Here is a 24,784-nt window from a genome sequence, read left to right on the forward strand (position 1 = left end):
CATTGCTGGCACTGTTTTGACGCAATCAGTGTGTTTGCAGCAACCGGCGAATATCACGGTTGTTGGGCAATGCGTAGTCATAAGCGCTAATGATGCGGCTGTCTTCTGTACGCACCAGCTTCAAGCTGACATACGTAAAACGTGAAGCAGCAGAGTAGGTGCCGACCAATACGATAGCAGAGTTCTGGCTCTTGGCTACATTCTGAACTTCGCGCGACAGAAGCAGCTCACCTGTGCCTTCTTGCACAAAGACGTTGCCGCGGAGTTTGATTTCGCGCACATTCAGCCCCGAATTGGCCAATGTCGAGGAATACTGCTCCGACAGTGTACGCCCCAAAGGTGCTGAAACGCGTGTGTCGTTGACATCGACAATGGTGGCAACCAGCAGCGGATTATTCTCAAAATTAGCGGCGCCATAGCCCGCAATCAGCTTTTGAGCAGCCTCTTGATTGGTGCTCAAAAACGTATTTGCTGTTGCGTCTTGGTAGCTGGGCTCTGAGCGGACAGCGTTCGTGTTGTAAGAGCAGCCGGTTAGTGCGACTGCTGCAGCCAATGATGCGAGGAATTGGATTTTCATTGATTCACCACTTTCAGATTCACGCTTTTGAGGCTATTGCCGTTGTCGACGCCAAACAAGCCGGCATCTACATTTTCAAGGTAATACACATCGGTTGTACGCGAGATAAAACGATCTTGGTGCAAGACAGCCGTAGTTAGCACCAGTTCAGTACCTGTTTGTGCAGAGTAGGTTGAGAGCTCTGGATGTCCGTAACCTTGGTGCAGTGGCACAGATTCAATGTTGTGCGCACCATGGCGAACGGTAACGCCATCACCGAGGTTGTAATAGTCGCGCCCACCATGGCCGGTCACCCATAAATTGGATGGATGACGCACAACTTGCGTGTGGTAAACCACCGTGTATTGACCGGCTACGGGGTGGGCTTGCACCGTTGCGCCGCTATCAACCAGAGCGGTTGTCAGCATGTCGCGGAAAGCCCAGTCAAAGCTTGATGCATTCTCCGGCAAGGCGACATACAGAGGTGTACTTTGTGTCGCCCCTGCTGCTTCCAGTGCTGCAACAGTACGATTTGTTGCATCGGCACTGATGGTGCTCCAGTGCTTAGCCGAACGGACTTTGTATTGGGATGTTTGATCAAAGTTCTTTGATAAGGGGATGGCACTGCTGCCGCAGCCAACAAGACCTGCTACGGCTAAACACAGCGCAGTAGTGCGAAATACGCGTTGATGCATTTTGACTCTCCTAAATACTGTCTGACCTTAAAGGTCGTTCGTTTATGCGTAAAAGTAACTATTAGTGACCTGATGCCTATTGGAAAACAATCTTGAGCTTTTCTCACGCATTACAAAGCATTTTTATAGTTTATTTGCAAAAAAAAGCGATTGATTGACGAGAAAGCTACGTTTTTGAATGCCCTCCAGTGGTAACGCGTATTTTTTATGCTTTGGCTAAACCTAATGGGTAAGCATAGGTTTATCTAACCCAATTCAGGATGCGCGTTTTGCCAGAATTTCAAAGGCAGGAAGTGTTTTGCCTTCGAGAACCTCTAAGAACGCACCTCCCCCAGTGGAAATGTAACCAATTTCCGACTCTAACTGATATTTGGCAATTGCAGCAAGAGTATCTCCACCGCCTGCGATGCTGAATGCCTTGGAGTGTGCAATAGCTTGTGAGAGGGTTTTTGTTCCATTTTCGAACGCATCGAATTCAAAAACGCCAACTGGACCATTCCATACAATTGTCCCAGCAGATTGCAGTTGCGTAGCCAAGTGTGCGGCGGTATTTGGACCAATATCCAGAATCATGTCGTCATCTTCGACATCCTGCGCATTTTTAGTGGTTGCGGGGGCGTTGGCTGCGAAGGTCTTTGCTGTCACCACATCTTCTGGAATGGGAATGATGGAGCCCCGCTCTGACATCATCTTGATAATGCTTTTGGCTTCTTCAACCAGATCCGTTTCGGCCAAGCTTTTGCCTATGGGTAAACCGGCTGCCAGCATGAAGGTATTGGCAATGCCCCCTCCGACAATTAGAGCATCGACCTTCTCAGCAAGGCTGCGCAAAATCGTCAGTTTGCTGGAGACCTTTGAGCCGCCAACAATAGCGATCAATGGCCGTTGAGGTTGGCTGAGCGCTTTGCTGAGCGCATCGATCTCAGCGGCGAGCAAGGGGCCTGCACATGCAACAGGCGCGTATTGGGCCACGCCATAGGTGGATGCCTCTGCACGGTGGGCTGTGCCAAAAGCATCATGAACAAACACATCACAAAGCGCTGCCATTTTCTTTGCAAGTACTGGATCGTTCTTTTTTTCTCCAACGTTGCCACGGCAGTTTTCAAGCAGAACGACGTGTGATGGTGTAACGTTGACGCCATCGATCCAGTTTTGAACTAGGGGTACTTCTTGACCTAGTAGCTCGCTTAGGCGTTGTGCCACAGGGGCCAATGAGTCTTTGGCCTGCAATTGCCCTTCCGTAGGGCGCCCCAAGTGACTGGTGACCATGACAGCAGCGCCTGCGCCGAGTGCTGCTTGAATGGCTGGGATGGAGGCGCGAATGCGTGTGTCTTCCGTGATCAGCCCTTGTTCATTAAGGGGCACGTTCAAGTCAGCGCGAATCAGTACACGCTGATCTTTGATACGCCCTTGTTGACAAAGGTCGGTGAAACGGATGAATTGCATGCTTGACTCCGATTTGAATAAAGTGAAATCAACTAAGCTGGCACAAGCGCCGCGTAAGCCGTGCGGTGTGCGAATGCCTCACTCAGTAGGGGGCGCTTAAAAGGCCGTATTGTCGCGTAAATTGGTGCGGTGAAACGGCTTGGTGAGGTGTGAGCGTTGTGGTTAGCTGTTCTGCAGTGGTGGTTCACCAGCCTAGTAGCAGTCGCAAGGGTAAATACACCGCCATGCCCGCAAGAATGGTCCCAAGAATGCCTTGCCGCCAAAAATAGTAGGCGCAAGCGGCAGGGACTGCATAAAGCCGAGCGTCTTGCCAAGTCGCGATCAAACTGCCGTTGCTTGTGACTATTTCCGGGATGATTACGGCTGCCAATGCTGCTAAAGGCGCGTATTTCAAGCCACGCTTGAGCCAGGTTGGCAGAGGAATTTCTTTGTTGGGGAACATGAAAAAGCCTCGGGTGATCACTGTGACGATAGTCAGTCCAATGATTGCGCTCAGTACCCACCAGTCGTCGTTACTCATTTCAACTTACCTGCAGAAGATGGGGCCCCTGTTTTCAAAGCTTGTTCGAGAGACTCAAAAATCAAGCCGATGACGATGGCCGCGGAAATCGCAACCAAAATGTTGAGTTTCAGGGGCAGGGCATAAGCCAATACAGCAACTACGCCTGCAACGGCAATGGCAATATAGGTGTAGCGATCAACCAGCAAAGACAGTGTTACGCCAAGAAGGGCCAGAATACCGGCAAAGCCCAAACCCCAATGAAGGGGGATGAATTGGGCAAGAAAAATGCCTGCAAAGGATGTGCCTTGCCAAACACACCATGTCACTAGCGCACCACCTAGAACATAGTATTCATGCTCTGGCGATGGCTGAATATTTTTGTAGCGTTTGAAAAAAAGCACGAAAAGCATATCTGTGGTGAGGTACATCAGCCAAATCCGCTTGCGGCGAGGTAGGTGGCCAAAGGGCTCGCGCCAAAGACTGCTGAAAATCACAAAGCGCAGGTTGACGCATAACCCGGTAAGCCAGATGACCCACAGTGGAGAGTGACTGGCTAACAGCGGAAGGACTGCCAATTGGGAGCTGCCTGCGTAGACCAGCAGTGACATCAGTCCAGCCATCGGAACAGATAGCCCGCTTTTGACCATGGCGACACCAGTGACCAAACCCCATGCCCCGACGCCGAGGGCGACCTGAGCTTGGTCTTTTGCACCATCACGAAACGCTGGATGTTTGAGCGTCGTTTGCAGCCGTTGGCTTAGCGACAAAGGAAGAGGGGCGTGAGGGCACATGAGCAGAAGTAGGGAGCAGAAAGTACTATTGTTTTTTTAGTGATGAATGTGGCTCAAGCAAGTAGTTTGGAAACCAAAATTGCAATCTCTTGTAGCAAGCTGCTTGCAGATATGGATTGTCAGTTGCTGAGCAAGGGACCCAGAAGCAGGCATGCAAAACCAATAATGGCAAGCGCGCATCTAGACTTGCGTGGCCCCACCGCAGCGAGCTCTGACTCTGTCCATAGGCTATGCAAAGGAGCGTTCAGTACCGGAGGCTGGAGAAATGCCAGTATGCCAAGCGCGATCCACCCCATTACCTGCCAAACCCCGCCTGAGGCTGGCGTTACTGCCATGTTCCAAACTTCAAACATGCCCATTCCAATGAGTAAGCTGGAAAAAACGATTCGCGACGTAATGTGAGGCCACAGCTTGGTCATAACGGGATTGGACTTTTGGGGAGCAGGCAGCGGAGTGCGCAAAAGAAATGGCGCTCTTGGCGCCAACATGAAACGGTATTATGCCTTTACTGCGCAAGCATCATTGTGTGATTAGGTTAATCCAGAGCTGCAAGCTCATGCTCATGGAGTAATAAGCTCGAACCGGTCACCAACTTGGAGATCAAAACCATTGAGGAACTGCTGCACAGGCAGGCGCTTGCTGCCAGCACGCTGCAATTCAATAAGGCGCAATGCGGTGTTTTCTCCGCAAGCAACGAGAATGCCTTGGCTGCGGTCAATGGCCACAACCGTACCGGGTTCATCTGCGTTATCTGTGGGGGATTGTTCAACCCGAGCGGTCCATACTTTCAAGGTCTCGCCCTGCGCTTTATCCGCTGTTGTGTCGCGTTTGAGTAATGTGGATTGGGCTGCGGGAAATGGATTGAAGGCTTGTATTTTCTTGACCAATTGTGGTGCAGGAAGCTGCCAATTCAAATTGCTTTCTGCGCGGCTGATTTTTTCTGCATAAGTGATACCTTCTGCAGCTTGAGGCGTGCTAGGTAAGAGGTTTCGTGCTTGTGCCAATTGTTCCATCGCTTGGACTATGCATTGGCCGCCAAGTATGGCTAAACGATCGTGCAACTGCGCAGTGGTTTCATTCGCCTCAATAGCCAGATGCGCGATGGAAATGACGGCACCTGTGTCCAGGCCTTCATCCATTTGCATGATGCTGATCCCGGTTTCAGCGTCCCCTGCCTCAATAGCGCGGTGAATTGGGGCAGCTCCGCGCCAACGTGGGAGCAGACTGGCATGGATATTTAAACATCCAAAACGCGGCAGCGTAAGCACCCACTGGGGAAGGATCAATCCGTAGGCAGCGACCACCAATACATCCAGATTCAATGCTTGCATTGCAGCCTGCGTGCTCTGCGCTTCTTGGGCGAATTTACCATCGAGACGCAAACCATGCGGTTGGAGTACAGCAATGGAATGTTGCTGTGCTAACTGTTTAACGGCCGAGGCTTGCTCTCGCATGCCACGCCCTGCAGGGCGATCGGGCTGGGTTAAAACGAGTGTGGGTGTATATCCTGCTTCAATCAGGGCCTGAAGCGCATGTTGGGCAAATTCCGGGGTTCCTGCAAATGCAAAGCGTATGTCTGATCTCATTGCGTGGTGTTATTTGGGTCTGCAGAAATTTCAATGTTTGATACCACGCCTTTAGCGTCCACTGTAATGGTCACTATAAAGTAGCGGTTGAATTCACGGCTGCCGTAGATCCAGTTTCTACTGTCTGTATCGGCCTCCGCTTGAACGTTGCTTGCTGGTGCATCGTCACCGAGACTTTGCAGTAATCCAGCTCGTGGCATTTCTTGCCGGATAGGTGGGCCAAAGTGTTGAAGTAGCTGTGCCGTCGTCCATGTTTGTGCTTGCACTAGAGAAAATGCTGCCCGTGTCCACGCCGGACCAGACGTGATCAATTGCTTTTGTGTGTCAAAAACCACGCGATCCCGCTGCATGTCACGGATGGCGGTGTTGTAAAACCAAATACTACCTTGATCATTCGTATAAATGGCAAACGGTTCGCCACGCTGCGCGCGCAATTGGTCTTGGTTTAATCCTTGAACAACGCGTTGACCAAAGAGTGTGGGACTGGCTGGGTGCGGGGCGCCTCCATCAGAAGAGGCACAACCGGCCACAATGGTGCAAAGGAGAGTGAGGCAAACGAAGAGTCGCACGCGCATAAACTTGTATGTGAGTGATGAAGGAAAGGGGGGGACTGCAGATTGTCACATTTGATAGCAGCCATGCGCTGACAAAAATAGCATTGCTGATCCTGCTTAGCTGCGAAATAGCATACCAGTATTGCTGTGGCCTCACCGCGTTATCCCGGCTTTGGCATTCCTACTGTACAGAGTGCAAGCTTTAATTTCTCATCTACCCTGGGTAGCAACGGGCCTGCGTCCGGCTCCTCAGTCTGTAGTTTTGCTTTTTTGGCGTTTAAGCAACTTGGCTTTAATACGATTGCGTTTGAGAGGGGATAGGTACTCAACAAAAAGTTTACCCATGAGGTGGTCCATCTCATGTTGAACGCAGACGGCTTGTAAACCCTCCGCCTCAATAGTGCGCCATTGACCATGTTCATCCTGCGCTTTGACATGCACACGTACATGCCGCTCAACACCGTCGTAAATTTCAGGAACCGAGAGGCAACCCTCATCGCCTGTGGATGTTTCGTCACTGGCCCAGACAATCTCCGGATTGATGAGGATAAAAGGCTCTTTGCGTGATTCTGACGTATCCATGACCAGCATTCGCTGATGGATGTCCACTTGCGTTGCCGCCAAACCCACGCCGTTGGCTGCATACATAGTTTCCAGCATGTCGGCGGCAATTGCCCTGATTTGATCGTTAACTTCAACGACAGGAACTGCCACTTTGTGTAAACGTGGATCGGGGTACTCAAGAATATTCAGGATAGCCATAATACGTTGCTTAGTAATCTGTCGTTATTTTCGCGACTTTTGCGATTGATCACACTCAAGCCAGAAGAAAATCATTGATTAATGAAGGCCTTAGAATGAGAATCTATGAGGATTGTCACAATTTGGGACGCTTGTTAGTCTCTTGAAACCATGAGGTGAGGCGGTGCATGGAAGTGGCCCAGTCGCTCATTTTGGGTTTTGCCACGGATTCTTGCTGCTAGGATCGCGTGTTGCGTAAGCGGCGCTTCTCCATCTTGATTCAGATTTGTTTATCACCATGATTTTGAACCAATTTAAAAAATTTCAATACAACCGCGTTTTCTTCGCGCAAAAAACAGGCCTTGGATTGGCCGCTACATCGTTGATATTGGTTTTCGCCATGCCCTTGGCACAAGCTGCCAGCACCACTAGCGTGACGGTGGCACAGAACCAGGCTGCACAGCAAGCTGCAAGTCAGGGCGTTCCTGTTTCGGCCTTGAATGCCAACGCACCTAGTTCCTACACCGTGCAGCGTGGGGACACACTATGGGCTATTTCAGGCTTGTATCTTAACCAGCCATGGCGTTGGCCTGAATTGTGGGGAATGAACTTGGATGCGGTTAAAAACCCGCATCTCATTTATCCTGGCCAAGTCTTGCACTTAGGCGTGCGTGATGGCTATGCTCGCTTATCTGTTGACGCCTCGTCCACAGGAACCATCAAACTGTCCCCGTCTGTTCGCTCGGAGCCCTTGGCGGCCGCCGCGCTGCCCACGATTCGCCGCGATTTGATTGAGCCGTTTTTGGTGCGCCCGGTCATCAAGGATGAGGCAGAGCTGGAACGCCTGCCGGATATCCTTTCCTCCGTAGATGATCGTTTGATCATGGGGGTGGGGGACAAAATTTATGTGCGCGGCACTGACCAGTTGCCGTTATCCACTCGAGATGGCTCTCCAAAACAGTTTTCTATCTTCCGCCAAGCAAAACCACTCAGAGATCCTGAAACTAAAGAAATTTTGGGTTACGAGGGTGAGTACGTGGGACAGGCGCGCATTGTGCGCGATGAGTTTTTTGAAGAAGTGCCTGACCGTCGTGGTCGTACCGTAGAAGAGTACCGTCCTGCGACTTTGGAGATCACCAAGTCGGTTTCGGATGTGCGCGTTGGTGATCGACTGGATTTATTGACTGAGGATGCTGATTACTCCAGCTTTGTGCCCCGGCTTCCGCCCCCGGAAACTACTGGCCGTGTGATCTCGCTGTATGCGGATGTGTCGGTGGCCAATGCGACATCAGGCCAAGTGGTGGCTGTGAATTTGGGCACGGATGATGGAATTGAAGCAGGGCAGGTTTTGCAAATTCTCAAAAAAGGGCGCTTGAGTCGTGACCGGGAAAATGGGCCGAATGCGCGCATTCGCCTGCCAGATGAGCCCAATGGCGTGCTCTTGATGTTCCGTGTTTTTGAACGCGTCTCTTATGGCTTGATCATGGATAACAATGATCCAGTCACGGTTGGAGATAAGCTGACAAGCCCCGAGTGAGATAAAACGTTTTTTTCTGTGCTTGTATCTGGATTGTCCCGCCTGCACCTGCTGTAGGCGGGATTTTTATTTTCTTATCCTCGCCTGAATTTTAAAAAACAAAGACATGGCCGATTGCGTTCGGCAATACTGATGGCCTTGCCACGCGTATAGAGGGCCTACCGACCTAAATTGCAGGAGGAGACAATGATGCGAGAGCAATTCGACCAAGAAATTGCACCATGGTTGCGCTTACATGGGTGCGCACATATTGGAGCATTACGTGCGGCCCAGTTGATTAGAGCATTTGGATTGCCGCAGCACGTTTTTGCGCAATCTGAGCAGACGTTGGCGCACGTATTAGGTAGTCAGCGCTACGCCCAATCTGTTTTGCGACAACCATCTCCGACCATGTTGGCGACGATAGAAGCCTGCTACCGCTGGCTGTCCGAGGGCAATGTGAAAGCGTCCGGCTTGAGCAAGGCAATAGTGACGTTGGGAGATGCACGTTACCCTCCTAGCCTCAAAGAAATTGACGACCCACCATTGTTTCTATTTGCCATTGGGGCTGAGCGATGGCTGGATCTCAATACACGACCGTGGTGGCAGAGCTGCAATGGATTATTGGCTGTTGTGGGCAGTCGGGCGCCAACAGGGCAAGGGCAGCAAAATGCACACGTACTAAGTGGGCAAATTCAAGCGCAAGGTGTATGTATTGTTTCAGGGTTGGCGCGTGGTATTGATGCTGCAGCGCACGAAGGTGCCTTGGATGTGGTTAGTGGCCAAGGGCCTGCAACAGTTGCAGTCATGGGGACAGGCGTTGATCGAATCTACCCTGCATACCATAAAGAGCTTGCTCACCGCATTGCCCAAAATGGCTTGCTGTTGAGTGAGCAGTTGCTTGGGGTCGGGCCATTGGCCACAAATTTTCCCAAACGCAATCGCATCATTACTGGGATGTCGCAAGCGACCTTGGTTATTGAGGCGGCTGAAAAATCCGGTTCCTTAATTTCTGCTCGTTTGGCCGCTGAACAGGGGCGTGATGTGATGGCTGTTCCTGGCTCCATCCATTCTGCGCAGTCCAAGGGGTGCCACTGGTTGATCAAGCAAGGGGCTAAATTGGTGGAAGACGCAGTAGATATCTTGGAAGACTTTTCTACGCTTGGTACTTTGGATCTATCCCTAACACAGAGCCCAATAAATACTGTGAAACGCACCGGAACAAACACTTCTGAAGCGTCGCAGGCATTGCCATGTGAGGCCGAGGAGGATGACGCGTTTTTGGTCGCAATGGGTTATGACCCCATTGACCTAGAACAATTACAGGCGACGACAGGCCTACCTACCGCAACACTTCAAGCACGGCTGCTTGAGCTGGAGTTGATGCAAAAAATAGTCCGATTGCCAGGCGGATTGTTCCAGCGACTGGGGCGTTGCTGAGTACGCATGCATAAGGCTTGCCTTCTTAAGGTTCATGAGGCTTTTTGAATGGCATTTTCGCGCTTGCGGCCTTTCGTATTGAATGGGGCCGATGAGTAAAGAAATAGCGTTTAAAGTCTTGTAAGTGACAGTTTGCTGCACTGCACTGGGGGTTACCCGGTGCGATGGTTGGGCGCTGGCCGATACCCTTGCGGATATTGAAGTTCACTGTAATTAAAAAAGCGCAAGGAGACCGACATGAAGTCACTTTATCGTTCCTTACCGAGCCATCTCGTTATGGCTACGCTGGCCGGTTTGCTGGCAGCGAATGCTGCTCAGGCACAGCAAGGTGAGTCTGTCAAAATTGCTTGGATTGATCCTTTATCAGGGTTGATGGCTTCTGTGGGCAGTAATCAACTCAAAAGCTTTCAATACACCGCTGATTATTTCAATACGCAAAGTAAGAATAATCCCGCTGGCGTTAAGTTCGAAGTGGTTGGTTTTGACAACAAGCTGAGCCCACAGGAAACGGCAAGCATTGTGCGCAGTGTTATTGATCAAGGCATTCACTACATCGTGCAGGGCAACGGTTCGGGCAATTCGTTGGCCATCATGGAAGCGTTAGAGCGCCATAACGCTCGCAATCCTGGCAAGGAAGTGATATTTCTCAACCATGCCGGTGTGGATTCGGACATGACCAATGAGAAGTGCAGCTTCTGGCATTTCAGGCTGGATGCCGACAATACCATGAAGCTCAAAACGATGACCCAGTTCATTGCCGACAAGCCAGAAGTCAAAAAAGTTTTTTTGATTAACCAGAATTATGGCCATGGGCAACAAGTTGCGCGTTTGGCCAAAGAATACCTGAAGCAGGTTCGTCCAGATATTGAAATCGTCGGAGACGATTACCACCCATTGGCGCAGGTGCGAGATTTCGCACCCTATATTGCCAAAATTCGCCAATCTGGGGCTGATGCCGTCATTACAGCCAATTGGGGGTCAGACTTGTCTTTGCTGATTAAGGCGGCAAACGACTCTGGGCTACATAACGTGAACTTTTATGTCTATTACGGCACTGCCAGCGGTTCCCCGACACAGCTGGGCGCGGCTGCTGAAGGTAAAGTCTATGAGGTGTTTTATAGCCACATGAACTTGCCTGGTGAGATAGGTGAGGTGACCCAAGGTTTCAAGTCCAAATTTGGTGAGGACATGTATACCACTGCGGTCTATAACGGTTTGGCCGCCTTATCGCATGGGATGGCGAAGGCCCAATCGACTAATGCTCTGGCCGTTGCCAAAGCAATGGAGGATCTGGAGTTCCCTGGCGCTTATGGCACGGTGCAAATGCGCAAGCAAGACCATCAGTTGCAACAAGGCTTGTTCATGACCCGCTGGAGTAAGGTGAGTGATGCACTTCCCTATTCACAAGAGAATACTGGCTACGCGTTCCAGCCGGTGAAGTTCTACCCGCGCGAAGAAACCAGTACGCCTACGACGTGCCAAATGAAACGCCCCTCCTGAGGAGGATTCATATTCACCGTACAAACAGGTAGATCAACTCATGAGTTTTGAGTTCTTTGTCATATCGCTGCTCAACGGATTGAGCTATGGGCTGCTGTTATTCATGCTCAGCTCTGGGCTGACCTTGATATTCAGCATGATGGGGGTGCTGAATTTTGCACATGCCAGTTTCTATATGCTTGGAGCATATTTAGCCTACGTCGTCTCTAATGCAATTGGCTTTTGGGCTGCATTGATTGTGGCGCCATTGCTTGTTGGTGCGTTAGGCGCTGCGTTTGAACGCTACAGTTTAAGGCGAGTGCACAAGTTTGGCCATGTGCCAGAGTTACTGGTCACCTTTGGGTTGTCTTACCTGATTCTTGAGGTGGTCCAACTAGTCTGGGGCAGAGCGGCTGTGCCCTATGGTTTGCCACCATTCTTGCAAGGCCCACTTTTTACGCTGTTCGATACGCAGTTTCCTAAGTCGCGGGCTTTCATCATGCTGGTGGCCGTTGTGATGTTGGTTTCCATCTGGCTTGTCCTGACACGCACGCGCATTGGTCTGGTCATCCAGGCCGCGCTGACACATCCAGATATGGTGGAGGCATTGGGCCACAACGTGCCGCGCGTATTCATGCTGGTTTTTGGTGGCGGTGCAGCGCTTGCTGGGCTTGCTGGGGTGATTGGTGGCAACACCTACATCACCGAACCTGCCATGGCGTTGGCAGTGGGGCCAATTATTTTCGTGGTCGTCGTGGTTGGAGGCATGGGATCGCTTGGAGGGGCGTTTGTTGCATCACTGTTGATTGGCATCATGCAAACTTTTGCTGTTGCGATGGATTACTCGCTGCTCGGCTTGTTGCGTAGCGCCGGCGTGGATGCAGGGCCTGATACGTTTGGCTATCCTGTTTTGAGGCTGACTATTTCCCAAGTTGCACCGATTTTGCCGTATTTGCTTTTGGTGTTGATGCTTGTGTTCCGCCCACGCGGCCTCATGGGTAAGCGGGAGGGATAAAACCATGAACTCGACTTCGATCACTTCATCTGTCGCAGGTACTTCTCCTGTGCATGTGCCCATGCTTAATAAATGGCGCATTCTGGTTTGGGGCGCATTCGCACTGATTTTGATTATTGCGCCGCAATGGTTCAACAGCGGTTTGGCCCTGACGATGCTCTCACAAATGGGCTATCTGATTATTATTTGCTTGAGTTACAACATTTTGCTCGGTCAAGGTGGCATGCTCAGTTTTGGCCATGCTGTGTATGTTGGACTGGGAGCTTTCATTGCCATCCATGTGCTCAACAAAGTTGGAGATGGTGCATTTTTCCTTCCGGTCTCGCTGATTCCATTGGTCGGCGGTTTGGCTGGTGCCTTTTTCGCTGCGTTGTTAGGCTACGTGACGACGCGCAAGTCCGGTACTACTTTTGCCATGATCACGTTGGGTATTGGTGAGCTGGTGGCATCCATGGCCTTGATGTTTCCAGAGTTCTTTGGTGGAGAGGGAGGTATTTCAACCGATCGTGTTGTAGGTAATGCCTTTATGGGCATCACCTTCGGCCCTTCCATTCAGATGTATTACCTCATTGCCGCGTATTGTTTCGTGTGCACGGCCCTTATGTTTGCGTTTACACGTACGCCATTGGGGCGCATGCTCAATGCTGTCCGCGACAATCCTGAGCGGGTGGAGTTTATTGGGTACAACACCCACAAAGTGCGTTACTTCTCCTTCATCATCGCAGGCTTTTTTGCCGGTATTGGTGGCGGTTTGATGGTGTTGCACTTTGAGATTATTACTGCAATGGACAGTTTGAATGCCATCCGTTCAGGCACCTATTTGCTATTCACATTTTTGGGGGGAGCAACTTTGTTCTTCGGCCCCATCATTGGTGCGGTACTGATGGTGTTTGCGATGATTTTGATGTCTGAGCTGACGCAGGCATGGATGCTGTATTTGGGGCTGATTTTCCTGTTTATGGTGATGTTTGCGCCAGGAGGGGTTGCCAGCATCATTATGGTCAATATTCGAGTTTACAAATTTCACAGATTCAGGCCATTGGTATTGCCTTACATCGCGTTGGCAATCACAGGTGTCTTGGCATTCATAGGTATTGCTGCATTGATTGAAATGATTTATCACCTGCAAATGAATGCCATTATGAGCACCCAATTCACATTTATGGGGCAAACGCTGGATGTGGCCAGCGCCATGCATTGGTCGGTGATTGTTGGCTGGACAGTCCTAACTGTTGGCGTGTTTTTGTGGGTTCGAAAAGGCTTTGTCAAGCGCTGGCATCAGCAGCAAGAGCTGATTGAGGCAGATATTCGCCGTATGCAAGAAGGAGGTCGCACATGAGTGTGCAGCAACCATACGCTTTGGAGTTGCGCGACCTGCGCAAAGCATTTGGAAAAACGGAAATCATCAGGGGTGCCAATTTAGCTGTTCAAAAAGGTGAGCGAGTTGCCATCATCGGCCCTAATGGCGCAGGAAAGTCAACCTTATTTAACCTCATTAGCGGACGCTTGCTGCCATCTGGTGGAGAGGTGCAGCTCAATGGGCAGCGCATTGATGGAAAGACTCCTTACGACATTAATCGCTTGGGCTTGGCACGCAGTTTTCAGGTCAGTAATCTGTTTTCGAAATTGAGTGTTTTTGAAAATTTGCGTTGTGGCTTGCTTTGGAGTGCAGGCTACAAATACACCTTTTTCCGCTTCTTGGCGAATCTGCATGATGCAAACCAGCGTGCGGAAGAGTTGCTGCACAAGCTCCACCTTGAGAAACGGCGTGACGACCTGGCGATGAACCTGACCTATGCAGAGCAACGCGCTTTGGAAATTGGCGTCACCATTGCCGGTGGGGCAGATGTGATTTTGCTCGATGAGCCCACTGCAGGAATGAGCAAGACTGAAACAGCCCATTTCATTGAATTGATCAAAGAAGTGACAGTAGGCAAAACCCTTTTGACTGTGGAGCATGACATGGGCGTGGTTTTTGGCTTAGCTGACAAAATTGCCGTGGTCGTCTATGGGCAGGTAATTGCATTTGACACACCAGAGAAGGTGCGCGCGAACGCCGCAGTGCAGGAAGCCTATCTGGGATCTACCTTGGCAGATAACCAAGCCAACGCAGTACTCACTGGCGCTTCACAAGCAGAAGGGAGCGACTATGTTGCGCATTGAACAATTACATGCCTACTATGGCAAAAGCCACATCTTGCACGGCGTGCAATTCCATGTGGAAAAAGGCGAAATCCTGGCTTTACTTGGGCGTAACGGTTCAGGTCGCTCGACCACTGCCAAGGCCATTTTGGGGTTAGTCGATTGTCAGGGGGAAATTTTGCTTAAACAAGCCAATGGCCAAGAGGTCAATTTGGTGGGCAAAAAACCGTATGAAATTGCCTATATGGGAATAGGGTACGTACCTGAAAATCGAGAAATTTTCCCAAAGTTGACGGTGCATCAGAATTTGATGCTTGGAGAAAAACGTGGCCATCAATCCACACGATGGAGTTTTGAAGACTCTTATCGTTTATTTCCAAGGCTGAGAGAGCGACAACACACAGAAGCGGGTGTGCTTTCTGGGGGGGAGCAGCAAATGTTAGCGCTGTGCCGTGCGTTGATGGGCGATCCCGACCTTGTTGTCATTGATGAGCCTACAGAAGGCTTGGCCCCCAAAATCGTCGAGCAAGTGGGCGAGTTTCTTATTACTTTGCGAGAGCGCGGTGTTTCTGTATTGCTTATTGAACAAAAACTCACCATCGCTTTAGAGATCGCTGACCGTTGTCTGCTGATGGGACATGGCAGTATCGTGTTTGAAGGAACTCCTGAGGAGCTCAAGGCTGATTCAGCAATTCGTAAAGAATGGCTGGAGGTGTAATAAATTTACATGGATTTTTATGCCATTGCTAAGTGGGCTGTGGCGTCATCAAATGCAAAGACCATTCACGTGCGCTCCATTGTCGTGAGCACCAACGAGGTGGGCGACCTTTCAGTGGTGCCGAATCTGCTCGATCAAATACCAAAAGAAGAGACTGAATCGACCAGTATTTCCTACACAGTTTTGAGGCTCATGGAATTGCGTTTCTCGAACGCTACAGGATATAGACCGCTCTACAGAGGGATGGCTGCGTCTGAGGTGTTTGATAAGCGCGCCCTTCATTCGATTTATGCAAGGACTCCCCATATACGTGCAAACGGCCTTCATTGAATGGAGTTCGTCCTATAGGCGGTTGGCATCGCTTGTCAGCAGTTGTTACATATTTGAGGTTGAATCAAGCATCTTTTCATCCTTGTATAGTTTAGTTTGATCGGTATGCCATGGTTTAATGCCAATCAAATGCACTCTCAGCGTTAAGGCCGTATGGCTGCTATCTTTGTAGGATAACCTGAGTTTTTGACAGTGCTCTGGCGTTGAATTATTTCGCTTTTAATTGATATGGCAATGGCTCCTTTTCATTTGACTACCTCACTTTTAGGCCTTGGACTTGCGATCTTGATTGTGTTGTTGATTCGTCGAGATGATCTTTATATAAGGCATGCATTATTTTGGCTTGCCGTTGCCTTTGCCGCTGCCGTTTTGGGGGTGTGGCCTCGTATTCTGGATGGGATTGGGCATGTGGTTGGGGTTCAGTATTCTCCCGCCTTGGCATTGCTTTGTGGTGTGATTGTGCTTTTCATCAAAGCCTTGCATGCGGATGTGGTGAACACCCGTCTGGAGACAGATCTACGTCATATAGAGCAATCTGTAGCCCTGCTTGAAGCCGAGTTGGCTCAATTCAAGGTGTTGCGTGACCAAGTTTCCAGTGAAGCTCAAATGCGACATCAAAATAATTCACAATCTCCCTCATAATGCACTAACAGGTTTCAGTGTTCAGAAGTTTGCAACCGCCATTTCTGTTTGAATAAACCTCTGCCCGTAGTAGGCGCCCCTTGATGGCGTGCCTTTTGTGTTTACCCCAACTACAGAGAGCTGGTCATATTTGATCACGCGCTGCTGTCTTCGATGATCTCACTCAATCAACAAAACAACAATTTGTTAACCATGGGGCAGCCATATGAGCGTGTCGTGAAAATGGCTTTCATCGCGATTGCGCTGGTGTGCATAGCGGTGTATTGTCATGGTTTGGGAAATGGTTTGGTGTTTGATGATCGGCGCTTATCCGATGGAACTGTGATGGATGCGTATGGGGGCCTCTGGCCTTTTAAGCAGCGCTTGTTGTCTTATGGAAGCTTTGTTTGGATTGCCCACATTTTTGGGGAAGACAATTTTCTCGCACAGCGAATTTTCAATTTGATGCTGCATGTGGCAACAGCCATTGTTGTTGGACTCTTGTCACAGGCATTGCTTAATCAATGGCTGAAAGAGGCGGCATTGCGAGCCCCGCAGAGCGAGCTCGATGCAGTGCTTGATAAACGTCTGTCAGTCCAAGAATTGAGCACTCGTGCTCGCGTCGCTTGGGTGGTTGCCGTTGGTTGGTTTGCGCTCAACCCTGTGGCGGTCTATGCAGCTGGCTATTTGATTCAGCGCTCTATTGTGATGGCCACCATGTTTACTGCTTTGGCCTGCTGGGCATGGGTGTATGCATTGCAGCAGCAGCAATCAGGCCGCTCGCGTGGCTGGGGCTGGATGATCTTGGCCCTAGTGTCTGCTCTTATGGCATTTTTGTCTAAGGAACATGCTGTTTTAGTGCCAGCGTTGGCTGTGCCTCTGTATGTTTATGTAAAACGGCCCTCTGCGAAGTCATTGCTATTGGTGCTGGTAGGGGCTGTCGTTGCTGTTGCGTTGCTCTCTGCTGTGCTCTGGAGTCGTTTTGGCCAAATCTTGGGAGCCGCTGCGTTTGATGAGACGTCTGGCGCATATGTGCGTGAGCTTGCTGCACTCCAAACGGATGGCGCTGCGGGCCCATTTGTGCTGAGCATTTTTAACCAAGCTAAACTGTTTTTCTTTTATTTAGGTTATTGGCTGGTTCCTGACGTTACCTCTATGTCGATTGACATGCGTCCAGAGTTTCCTCTAAGTTGGTCGAAGCCTATAACGCTATGCTGGATGCTTGCATTCATTGCGTTTGTTCTCGCAAGCATTTGGGCACTGCTAAAGCGACGTGATGGTTGGAGCTTATTCGGGCTGTGTGTTTTGTGCGCCACGGTTCTTTTTGGTACGGAATTCGCTACAACCTGGATTCAAGATCCATTTGTTTTGTATCGCAGTTATTTGTGGGCTATTTTTCTTCCTCCAGGCATGGCCATGCTCTGGACCGTATTGCCACGTAAAGCCATTTTGTTGCTAGGTGGTGGGATTTTGTTTGCGATGGCAGCATTGAGCTACCACCGTCTGACGTCCTTCAAAAGTGAATACACCGTTTGGGATGATGCCGCAGATAAAATTGATCAATCTGCGTCTGCGCAGGCATTTGGTCGCTGGCGTCCCTTCATGAATCGTGGCGCTTATTACCTTGAGCAAGGCGAAGGTAATGCGCAATTGGCGTTGGATGATTTTGATCATGCGGTGCGACTTGGGGAGCCTTTAGGCAGTGCCTTGTTCAGCCGAGGGATGGCTTTGCAATTACTGGGTAAGTATCCTGAGTCCGTTCAAGCGTTCCACCAAGCTGAACAAAAAGGTTTTCAAGATACTTCCTTGTATTACCAAGCAGCAGTATCGCTGCGAAGTATGAATGCAGCTCAGAACGCGGTGGCGGCGATTGAGCAAGGGCTCAATCGCAACCCCGATGCAGTGATGAAGGAGCATTTGATTCTTTTGCGCGCGGAGATTTACAGCCAAGCCGGTGCGCATGCGCAAGCAGCGAAGGAATATGCTGATTTGCTTCAATTGGTGCCGGAAAGTGGAAAATATCTGGTCGGCCTTGGTATGGCATGGATGGCGCAGGGCAATAAAGATAAGGCGCTGGAGCAATTCAATCGGGCAATTTCACTTAGAGATGACTCTGCAGCGTATTTTGCGCGCGGCTTGTTGCAAATGCGCATGGGTGATGGGCCCGTAGCTGCATTGGCAGATGTTGAAAAAGCTGTGGCACTTGCCCCTCAAAATCAACTCTATCGGCAGGCTCTTGCTAGCCTACGCAACCAAACCTCTACGACGGTTGTGCCTCAGTTGGGGCCGTTGCGGCAACTTGAGCGTTAACCTCACATCGCTCTGTGAAGGTAACGACTTTGACATGGCTCTAAGGCAACGCTAATGCGGACTTTTGTCACGGAACCTCTGGACGGTCAAGCTTCCCCCAGTGCAGATGGGCCCTCTTCATCAGATGTCGGAGGGGACGGTTTGCGCAGGGCGGATAACCAGTTTCGAATCTTGCATATCGGCAAGTTTTATCCTCCTGCGCGCGGCGGGATCGAAACTTATCTCGCAGACTTGATGCAGCAGCAGCGTTCGCATGGTATGGATGCCCGGGCACTGGTGCACGGCCAACCACTGGCCGATGATCCATCTTGGATTGAGCGTTTGCCCGTCCATATTCGACTGATTTTTACACCTATTTCTCTTGGCTTTCCTTGGGCTATCAGACGCCAGCTTAAAAGTTTTCAACCTGATGTTTTGCATCTGCACATGCCTAACGTGGCTGTGTTTTGGTTGCTTTCTTTGCGGCGTGCAAGGCGTATCCCATGGGTCATTCACTGGCACTCAGACGTAACGTTCAGTGCAGGGCAAAAAGCATTGTCATTGGCCTACCGCTTGTATCAGCCGTTTGAACGTTCTGTTCTGGCTCAGGCTCGCTATGTGATCGCAACTTCTCCTCCTTATTTGCAGGCAAGCGAAACACTGAAAGATTGGCATGACAAATGTGTCGCAATTCCTTTGGGATTGCAGTTGCAAGACACCAGTCAGGCACAGTGCATGTGTAAAGGGGGGCGTGACCAGCAAGACCTGTGCGATGAGAGCGTAATTACAAAGGCGCAATGGGTAGAGGGTAAGTTACGCGTGCTCTCTATTGGACGTTTGACTTATTACAAGGGTTTTGAAATCTTAGTGCAGGCTGTGAGCGCCATGCCAAATGTGCAATTGCAGATTGTTGGCGATGGTGATTTACGTTCTGAATTGCAAGAGCTTATTGCAGCGTTGCGCGCCCAAGGTTTGCCTGCGGATGTACAGTTGCTCGGGGGCGTTAGTGAGGATACTAAACACAGTTTGCTTGCTACATGCGATGTTTTTGCCTTGGCTTCTCGTGAAAGAACTGAGGCCTTTGGCTTGGCGTTAGTAGAAGCAATGCAATTTGCACGCCCCTGTGTGGTTACTGATTTGCAAGGTTCAGGGATGCCGTGGCTGATTCGACAATCTGGCGCAGGTTTATGTGTGCCGATGGAGGATGTTTCTGCTTGGCGGCGTGCCTTTTCTACGCTTGCCTCTGATCCGGGATTGCGACAGTGTTTTGGCAATGCGGGGCGCCTGGCTGCACACGAGCTATTCTCAATAGGGGCCAATAGTTCGCATGTCAAATCGCTATACGCATCGCTGGTGCCGGAGCACCAATCCACTCACAGAGGTACGGTAATGGTTATGTCGCTTCAAAAAGCCATTTCCGTATCTCAGTTACAAACATGGCATACATGGCTAAAGCACAGTCATGACGGAGATATGGTCCTGATTGAAGAGGCGCAAGCCTTCGATGGAGGGGAGGCAGGACTTGCTGATTGGCTCCGTGCCAATGGTGTGGTTGTGATTCATGCGCCACGCGACTTTTCTACATTAAGTGCTACGCAAACAGCCATGCGCTGGGCTTTGCGACAGGGTTATAAACAACTACTCTTTGTTCCAGCGCAAATGGCTCTCATGCCTGACGTTTGGTCATCGCTGAGAGCCTCCATGGGAGGCTTGCTTGAGCAAGCAGAAGCCAATGATGTGGATATTGTGCAAGTCGTTGCAGTAGCCCCTTCTACCAAATTGTCGAAAGGTTGGGTAGAACGTTGGTTAAGCTTTCTTATGAAAACTGACGTTTCGCTCGACAGCGGGCAGAGTCTCTATGTGTTTAAACGTGCTGCGCTGGAGAAGTCCTATCAAAAACGTTTGTCGATTCTGGATCAGCCAGAAATAGGATTGCGCCTGCTTGCGATACAAGCGCAGATCAAGATAGAGGTCATTCCTTTAGAAATACAGCTTGCTACGCCCAAAAAAACACGTTGGCGAGAGCTTGGTCGTTCTGCCCGTTTGTGTGTAGTTGGCACTTTGATGTATTTTGCAAAACGCACAAGCTGTAATAGCAATCAGCATTAAATGGCGCATCAAAAGCGCTGCATATTGGCCTGCCAGGAGGGACTCGAACCCCCGACCTGCTGCTTAGAAGGCAGCTGTTCAATAGAAAAAATATATTAAAATCAATGACTTACGATAGCAAAAAATCTATTTGGGAAAAATTTGGGAAAAATTTTGGAAAAAATAAGAGTTTCTTCACTAAAAGCTTTAAAAATCTTAAATAGGGTTTTTGTAAGCTATTGATTTTACTTATATATTTTCTTGTTTCTAATGTTTGGAGTGGGGCTTTGAGATGGAACAGCTGCCTCAAAGGTAGCTGTTCTATTTATGAAATTTTTTTTTGGTTTATATTCCGTAATTTTTCTCTAAAATCAACCAATTTTGATTATTTTTCTTGCTGATGGGCATCGTCCGGTTGAACTTTCATTTAAGGAGAACTGAACTTTAGCGCCCTCGTATATTTCGGCTTCATTTTCCAAGTCTTTGTAAAAAAAGAAAACGTCTTTTCCTTTTTCTCGTCTGATAAAACCATAGCCTTTGAATGGAAAAAAGCATTTAATAGTTCCAGTTTCCATGTTATCTCTCAGATCGGTTCGTTGTAAAGAAGTTCATCTTTCATGCCTAATGGTTTGCATGATTTAAGATTCCCTTTTATTTGGTTTGCCAGTGATTTGTTGTTTCTAGTTAAAATATTTAATTTGTATAAGAGCTTGTGATATTTTTTGAAATAGACATATTTTTTTCTATAATTTGGTTTTGATTTTAGTAAATAGTTTGCCTGTTTCCGAATACTGACTTCTTTACTTTTATCGAATAGTGGCAGGATGCCTCTTAAAATATATCTATATCTTTCGGACTCTTTATGTTTTAGATATGAAAGTTTTGCAACTTTTCCTGAAATGCTATTGTGTATCTCATGATACTCTGCACTAAAGCGATCTTTTTTTGCCATTGTTTGACATTTATGCATTTCTGCTCTTATTAATTTTCTATCGTATGTATGCGCTTTGGGGGTTCCTCTGTTTAGCCATAGGCCAGTCACTTCCATGAGTATTTCAGGATTCGATCTTGATGTTATTTTTTGTTTTTTATTGTTGAGCTTTAAATCTGATTTGCTGATTGTTTCTTTTGTTTTTTTGATTATTTTTGTTATTTCTTCTTTGCTTATTAAATGTTTGGAAGAAATATTTATATCATCCAGTAGGCGTGTGTATGTATATTTTTTACTGGATAGCCAAGATACTAGTGAGTATTCTGTATTATTCAGAATCAAATTTGCAATGTGTGAGCTGCTGCAGCCGCCTTGTGGAACCGAATTGTTTAAACAACAAAGTTCTGCTAATAATTTAGATACATCTTTGGGGAAGTGACAGAAAAATTGAAAAATCTCTTCTACTTTATCAATTGAAATTGATGGATAGAAATTTTTAATATCTAATGCAATTACAACCTCTGCTGAGGAGTGACAATTTGCATTTTTAACATAATCTTTTTCTGGCAATCCACCGTGCAAATACGATGGATAAACAACATTTTCAAAAATGTGTTTGTTAATTCTCTTTTGTATTATTTTTAAATGATTGCTTGGTATATTGATTTCACGAGTGCCGCCACTTTTTTTAACTATTTCATGAGCATGATAATGCTCCTCAATATTAGAGGCTGTTCTTTGGAGAATGCTTAGCTCAACTTGTAATGTCTTTGATAGAGCAGCCAAGGAGCCGATAGGGCGAGCATCGTAAAATGGGCGCATAAATGAAAAAGGTAAATGTCAACTTATATCGAGAAAATATTTTACTAATTCAACGATAATCAGTTTTGAAAAAAATATTGACTGTTTAGAGAAAATAATTTTTTCGAGCCAGCTATTAGCGCTGTTTTTAATCGGAAGTTGCTCTCGCTTCTTCTGATTTTTTTTGTGGTTCTCTTGCGAGATCCCGAATATGATTTTTTTTGTGACTTTTTAGTCATCTTAACCTCTTTTCCGTTAAGCACACCGAGATTGATATGCAGCACAACGCGGAAAAGAAGTGTTAGAGAATTAAAAACTTATAGCTGACCCAGACATTTACTTTTTTAGCACAACAACCGACTCTATAAAAAGAGTTCTCAGGAGTCTTTGCCGCTCAATGGGATTAGAGGGGGGGGACTGCCTGACCCGCCGGTACAGTTCTGTTAAACAGAACGTTTTCCAAAAAAGAAAACTCAGACTTCTCTAAAAAAAAATCAAAACAAAAATACAGCCCAGACGAAGCATCTGGTATGAGACATACTTTAACGCAAAAAATACTTCCGCTAACTTTTCTGGAATAGATTTTTCACATTTATTGTTTATTTTTGTATCATGTGTAATTTTAGTGGTGTTTTTGAGTATTTTTATCGAAATACATCTGAAGATGTGCTAAGTTTTTTGCTCTATGGATCTAGCATCCCAAACTTTTCCTGAATGGTACTTGTGATGCATTTTGAGAGGTAGCGATAGGTTTCTTATGAGTGAAATAAAACTTCCACGTGTAGCTTAAACCTCATAGGTACTTCTTTGCAGGCAATAAAAAAGCACCCTTTGGGTGCTTTTTGTTTATGGTGCCCCGTGCTGGGTTCGAACCAGCGACATCTCGCTTAGAAGGCGAGTGCTCTATCCAACTGAGCTAACGGGACAATTTGGGAAAAATTTGGGAAAGATTAGATAAGAATAGGCAAGAAAAGGCCGGAAATAACGGTAGTTCTAAGGATGGCTTATTTTTGTAAGTTGTTGATTTTAAATATATTTTTTTAGATTTTGCACCAAATCATTTGAAATTAGAAGGCAGCTGCTCTATCCAGTTGAGCTACTGGCAGCTTGATTGCTGAGCCGATAAGAGCCTGGCATCATACCAGTAGTCATCGGCCCTTTTGTGATGGTCACGCGTTTTCATGTGGAGTTACTTTGTGAGGGGCATTGCCTTGAGTGGGCTGTGCGCTTGTAAATGGTGTGCGTAGTCCTGTGTATGCTTGCGTTCTCGCTCAAGATAGCGACCTATAGCCGCTTGAAATGGGCCGTCGGCGATCCAGTGGGCGGAATAGGTTGTTTCAGGCAGCAAGGCCCTTGCGAGTTTGTGCTCGCCTTGGGCGCCACCTTCGAAGCGGTCATAGCCATGCGCAATGCACCAAGCAATGGGCTGGTAGTAGCACAGATCAAAATGCAAACTGTTGACGCGCGCGAGTGCGCCCCAATAGCGGCCATAGGCGATGTTTTCGCTGCCGCCGTGCAGCGATTGATCGTGTAATGCCAATAGGCTGCAAGCAATAGGTTCGCCCTTTGATTGCGCGATGAATAGCAGCCAGTGGTCCGGCATGGTGTGTTGCATGTCTTTCCAGAATGCGGGCGACAAGTAAGGGCTGTTGCCGTGTTCGAGGTAGGTTCTTTCATAGCAGCGATAGAAAAAGGCCCAGTCTGCTGAGGTGATTGCCTTACCTTGTACTGTTCTGTATTCAATGCCTGCATCTGCGACTTTGCGCATTTCTTGCTTGATTTTTTTACGCTTATTTCCTTGAAGGGACTCAAGAAATTGCGTGAAAGAGGCAAAGCGTTGATCGGTTCCGGGCGCAGCGTTGTGCCAGTGAAATTGCACTCCCTGACGAATCAGCCAATGCTGTTGAGTGCATGCTTGGCGATCTTGTTCAGATAAAAAGAGGATATGTGCTGTCTCCAAACCCTGTTCGTTACACCACTGGCTAAGAGTCTGTAGCAGCCAAGTGCGAGTGGTGTCATCTTGGGCCATCAAGCGTGTACCAGGCGCAGGTGTGAAAGGGGGGGCAACCAGAGCTTTTGGGTAATACGCTTTGCCATGTTCGGCGTAGGCATTGGCCCAGGCGAAATCAAATACATATTCGCCCCATGAATGGGACTTTAAGTAGAGCGGACAGGCTGCAATAAGTCGCTGGGCATCCCATAAGCACAGGTGGCAAGCTGTCCAGCCGTTTTCAGGCCTTGCGCTTTGGCTTTGTTCCATTGCCAGCAAGTATTCATGCCGCATAAAAGGAGTGGGCTGCTTTTGCTGTGCCAGCAGCGTATTCCACGCATGGGCATCAATCTCGCTGATGGCTGAATGCAGGCGCGCGATAATGCGGCTATGCCCTGAGGGCGTTGGGAGAGGGTGCATCTGAATACGGTGTTTTCTTACCTGATGACCGATTGTGCGCTTTCTTGGTGGGCGATGCAGTTGGCACACGCATTGTGTGTGAAACGTTTAAATATGTGCGCGCCTATTGGTTTTTGCCAGCTATGCAGTGGCG

General features: G+C 48.6%; 22 protein-coding genes and 1 tRNA gene. 11 read left to right on the forward strand and 12 right to left on the reverse strand.

Going from position 1 to position 24,784, the window contains the following annotated elements:
- Positions 1-25 precede the first annotated feature (25 nt).
- The 8 genes from E9531_RS06490 to def form a co-directional block, all read right to left on the reverse strand.
- On the reverse strand, positions 26-577 hold the full coding sequence (locus tag E9531_RS06490; RefSeq protein WP_136572947.1) for a FlgO family outer membrane protein: 552 nt from the start codon (positions 575-577) through the stop codon (positions 26-28).
- Entirely contained in the window at positions 574-1,251 is a 678-nt protein-coding gene (locus E9531_RS06495) for a hypothetical protein (protein WP_136572948.1), read from the reverse strand. Before E9531_RS06495 ends, E9531_RS06490 begins: the two co-directional genes overlap by 4 nt.
- A 255-nt stretch (positions 1,252-1,506) precedes the next feature.
- Positions 1,507-2,697, reverse strand: coding sequence for a phosphoglycerate kinase (locus E9531_RS06500; protein ID WP_136572949.1), 1,191 nt, complete (start codon positions 2,695-2,697; stop codon positions 1,507-1,509).
- A gap of 184 nt (positions 2,698-2,881) precedes the next feature.
- Positions 2,882-3,217: an AzlD domain-containing protein gene (locus E9531_RS06505; protein WP_136572950.1), complete on the reverse strand. Its 336-nt coding sequence runs from the start codon at positions 3,215-3,217 to the stop codon at positions 2,882-2,884.
- On the reverse strand, positions 3,214-3,990 hold the full coding sequence (locus tag E9531_RS06510) for an AzlC family ABC transporter permease (RefSeq protein WP_211343386.1): 777 nt from the start codon (positions 3,988-3,990) through the stop codon (positions 3,214-3,216). The genes E9531_RS06505 and E9531_RS06510 overlap by 4 nt, the downstream gene beginning before the upstream one ends.
- 560 nt (positions 3,991-4,550) lie before the next feature.
- Positions 4,551-5,564 carry a methionyl-tRNA formyltransferase gene (fmt, locus tag E9531_RS06515; RefSeq protein WP_136573086.1) on the reverse strand — a complete coding sequence of 338 codons (1,014 nt, stop codon included), beginning with the start codon at positions 5,562-5,564 and terminating at the stop codon, positions 4,551-4,553.
- Between the two features lie 8 nt (positions 5,565-5,572).
- The gene (locus tag E9531_RS06520; RefSeq protein ID WP_158291730.1) at positions 5,573-6,151 is read right to left on the reverse strand and encodes a hypothetical protein; all 579 of its coding nucleotides are present in this window, start codon (positions 6,149-6,151) and stop codon (positions 5,573-5,575) included.
- A gap of 228 nt (positions 6,152-6,379) precedes the next feature.
- Positions 6,380-6,892: a peptide deformylase gene (def, locus tag E9531_RS06525; RefSeq protein ID WP_136572952.1), complete on the reverse strand. Its 513-nt coding sequence runs from the start codon at positions 6,890-6,892 to the stop codon at positions 6,380-6,382.
- Positions 6,893-7,169: 277 nt separating this feature from the next.
- On the opposite strand from def, the gene E9531_RS06530 reads away from it, so the two are divergent.
- The 11 genes from E9531_RS06530 (at position 7,170) to E9531_RS06580 (ending at position 20,530) form a co-directional block, all read left to right on the forward strand.
- Positions 7,170-8,408 (forward strand): LysM peptidoglycan-binding domain-containing protein, encoded by a 1,239-nt coding sequence (locus E9531_RS06530; RefSeq protein ID WP_136572953.1) that lies wholly within the window; start codon positions 7,170-7,172, stop codon positions 8,406-8,408.
- A gap of 189 nt (positions 8,409-8,597) precedes the next feature.
- Entirely contained in the window at positions 8,598-9,827 is a 1,230-nt protein-coding gene (gene dprA / locus E9531_RS06535; RefSeq protein WP_342210851.1) for a DNA-processing protein DprA, read from the forward strand.
- A gap of 237 nt (positions 9,828-10,064) precedes the next feature.
- Positions 10,065-11,327, forward strand: coding sequence for a branched-chain amino acid ABC transporter substrate-binding protein (locus tag E9531_RS06540; RefSeq protein ID WP_136572955.1), 1,263 nt, complete (start codon positions 10,065-10,067; stop codon positions 11,325-11,327).
- 40 nt (positions 11,328-11,367) lie between these two features.
- Positions 11,368-12,321 carry a branched-chain amino acid ABC transporter permease gene (locus E9531_RS06545; RefSeq protein ID WP_136572956.1) on the forward strand — a complete coding sequence of 318 codons (954 nt, stop codon included), beginning with the start codon at positions 11,368-11,370 and terminating at the stop codon, positions 12,319-12,321.
- Between the two features lie 4 nt (positions 12,322-12,325).
- Positions 12,326-13,660, forward strand: a complete 1,335-nt coding sequence (locus tag E9531_RS06550; protein ID WP_136572957.1) for a branched-chain amino acid ABC transporter permease — start codon at positions 12,326-12,328, stop codon at positions 13,658-13,660.
- Entirely contained in the window at positions 13,657-14,484 is an 828-nt protein-coding gene (locus tag E9531_RS06555) for an ABC transporter ATP-binding protein (RefSeq protein ID WP_136572958.1), read from the forward strand. The genes E9531_RS06550 and E9531_RS06555 overlap by 4 nt, the downstream gene beginning before the upstream one ends.
- Positions 14,471-15,181 (forward strand): ABC transporter ATP-binding protein, encoded by a 711-nt coding sequence (locus tag E9531_RS06560; protein ID WP_136572959.1) that lies wholly within the window; start codon positions 14,471-14,473, stop codon positions 15,179-15,181. The genes E9531_RS06555 and E9531_RS06560 overlap by 14 nt, the downstream gene beginning before the upstream one ends.
- Before the next feature lie 9 nt (positions 15,182-15,190).
- Positions 15,191-15,511, forward strand: a complete 321-nt coding sequence (locus E9531_RS06565) for a hypothetical protein (protein WP_136572960.1) — start codon at positions 15,191-15,193, stop codon at positions 15,509-15,511.
- Between the two features lie 228 nt (positions 15,512-15,739).
- Positions 15,740-16,153, forward strand: coding sequence for a DUF2304 domain-containing protein (locus E9531_RS06570; RefSeq protein WP_342210852.1), 414 nt, complete (start codon positions 15,740-15,742; stop codon positions 16,151-16,153).
- Between the two features lie 192 nt (positions 16,154-16,345).
- Positions 16,346-18,442, forward strand: a complete 2,097-nt coding sequence (locus tag E9531_RS06575; protein ID WP_136572961.1) for a tetratricopeptide repeat protein — start codon at positions 16,346-16,348, stop codon at positions 18,440-18,442.
- Positions 18,443-18,496: 54 nt separating this feature from the next.
- Positions 18,497-20,530: a glycosyltransferase gene (locus tag E9531_RS06580; protein WP_136572962.1), complete on the forward strand. Its 2,034-nt coding sequence runs from the start codon at positions 18,497-18,499 to the stop codon at positions 20,528-20,530.
- Between the two features lie 350 nt (positions 20,531-20,880).
- Here the strand turns inward: E9531_RS06580 and E9531_RS06590 are convergent, their stop codons facing one another.
- The 4 genes from E9531_RS06590 to E9531_RS06605 form a co-directional block, all read right to left on the reverse strand.
- Positions 20,881-21,084 (reverse strand): retron Se72 family effector protein, encoded by a 204-nt coding sequence (locus E9531_RS06590; RefSeq protein ID WP_211343387.1) that lies wholly within the window; start codon positions 21,082-21,084, stop codon positions 20,881-20,883.
- 8 nt (positions 21,085-21,092) lie between these two features.
- Positions 21,093-22,262 (reverse strand): reverse transcriptase family protein, encoded by a 1,170-nt coding sequence (locus E9531_RS06595; RefSeq protein ID WP_136572964.1) that lies wholly within the window; start codon positions 22,260-22,262, stop codon positions 21,093-21,095.
- Between the two features lie 828 nt (positions 22,263-23,090).
- A tRNA-Arg gene (locus tag E9531_RS06600) sits at positions 23,091-23,167 on the reverse strand.
- 263 nt (positions 23,168-23,430) lie between these two features.
- Positions 23,431-24,651, reverse strand: a complete 1,221-nt coding sequence (locus E9531_RS06605; protein ID WP_136572965.1) for a GNAT family N-acetyltransferase — start codon at positions 24,649-24,651, stop codon at positions 23,431-23,433.
- Positions 24,652-24,784: the final 133 nt, after the last annotated feature.

It is taken from the genome of Lampropedia puyangensis, assembly GCF_004833285.1.
GTDB classification, from domain to species: Bacteria; Pseudomonadota; Gammaproteobacteria; order Burkholderiales; family Burkholderiaceae_C; genus Lampropedia; species Lampropedia puyangensis.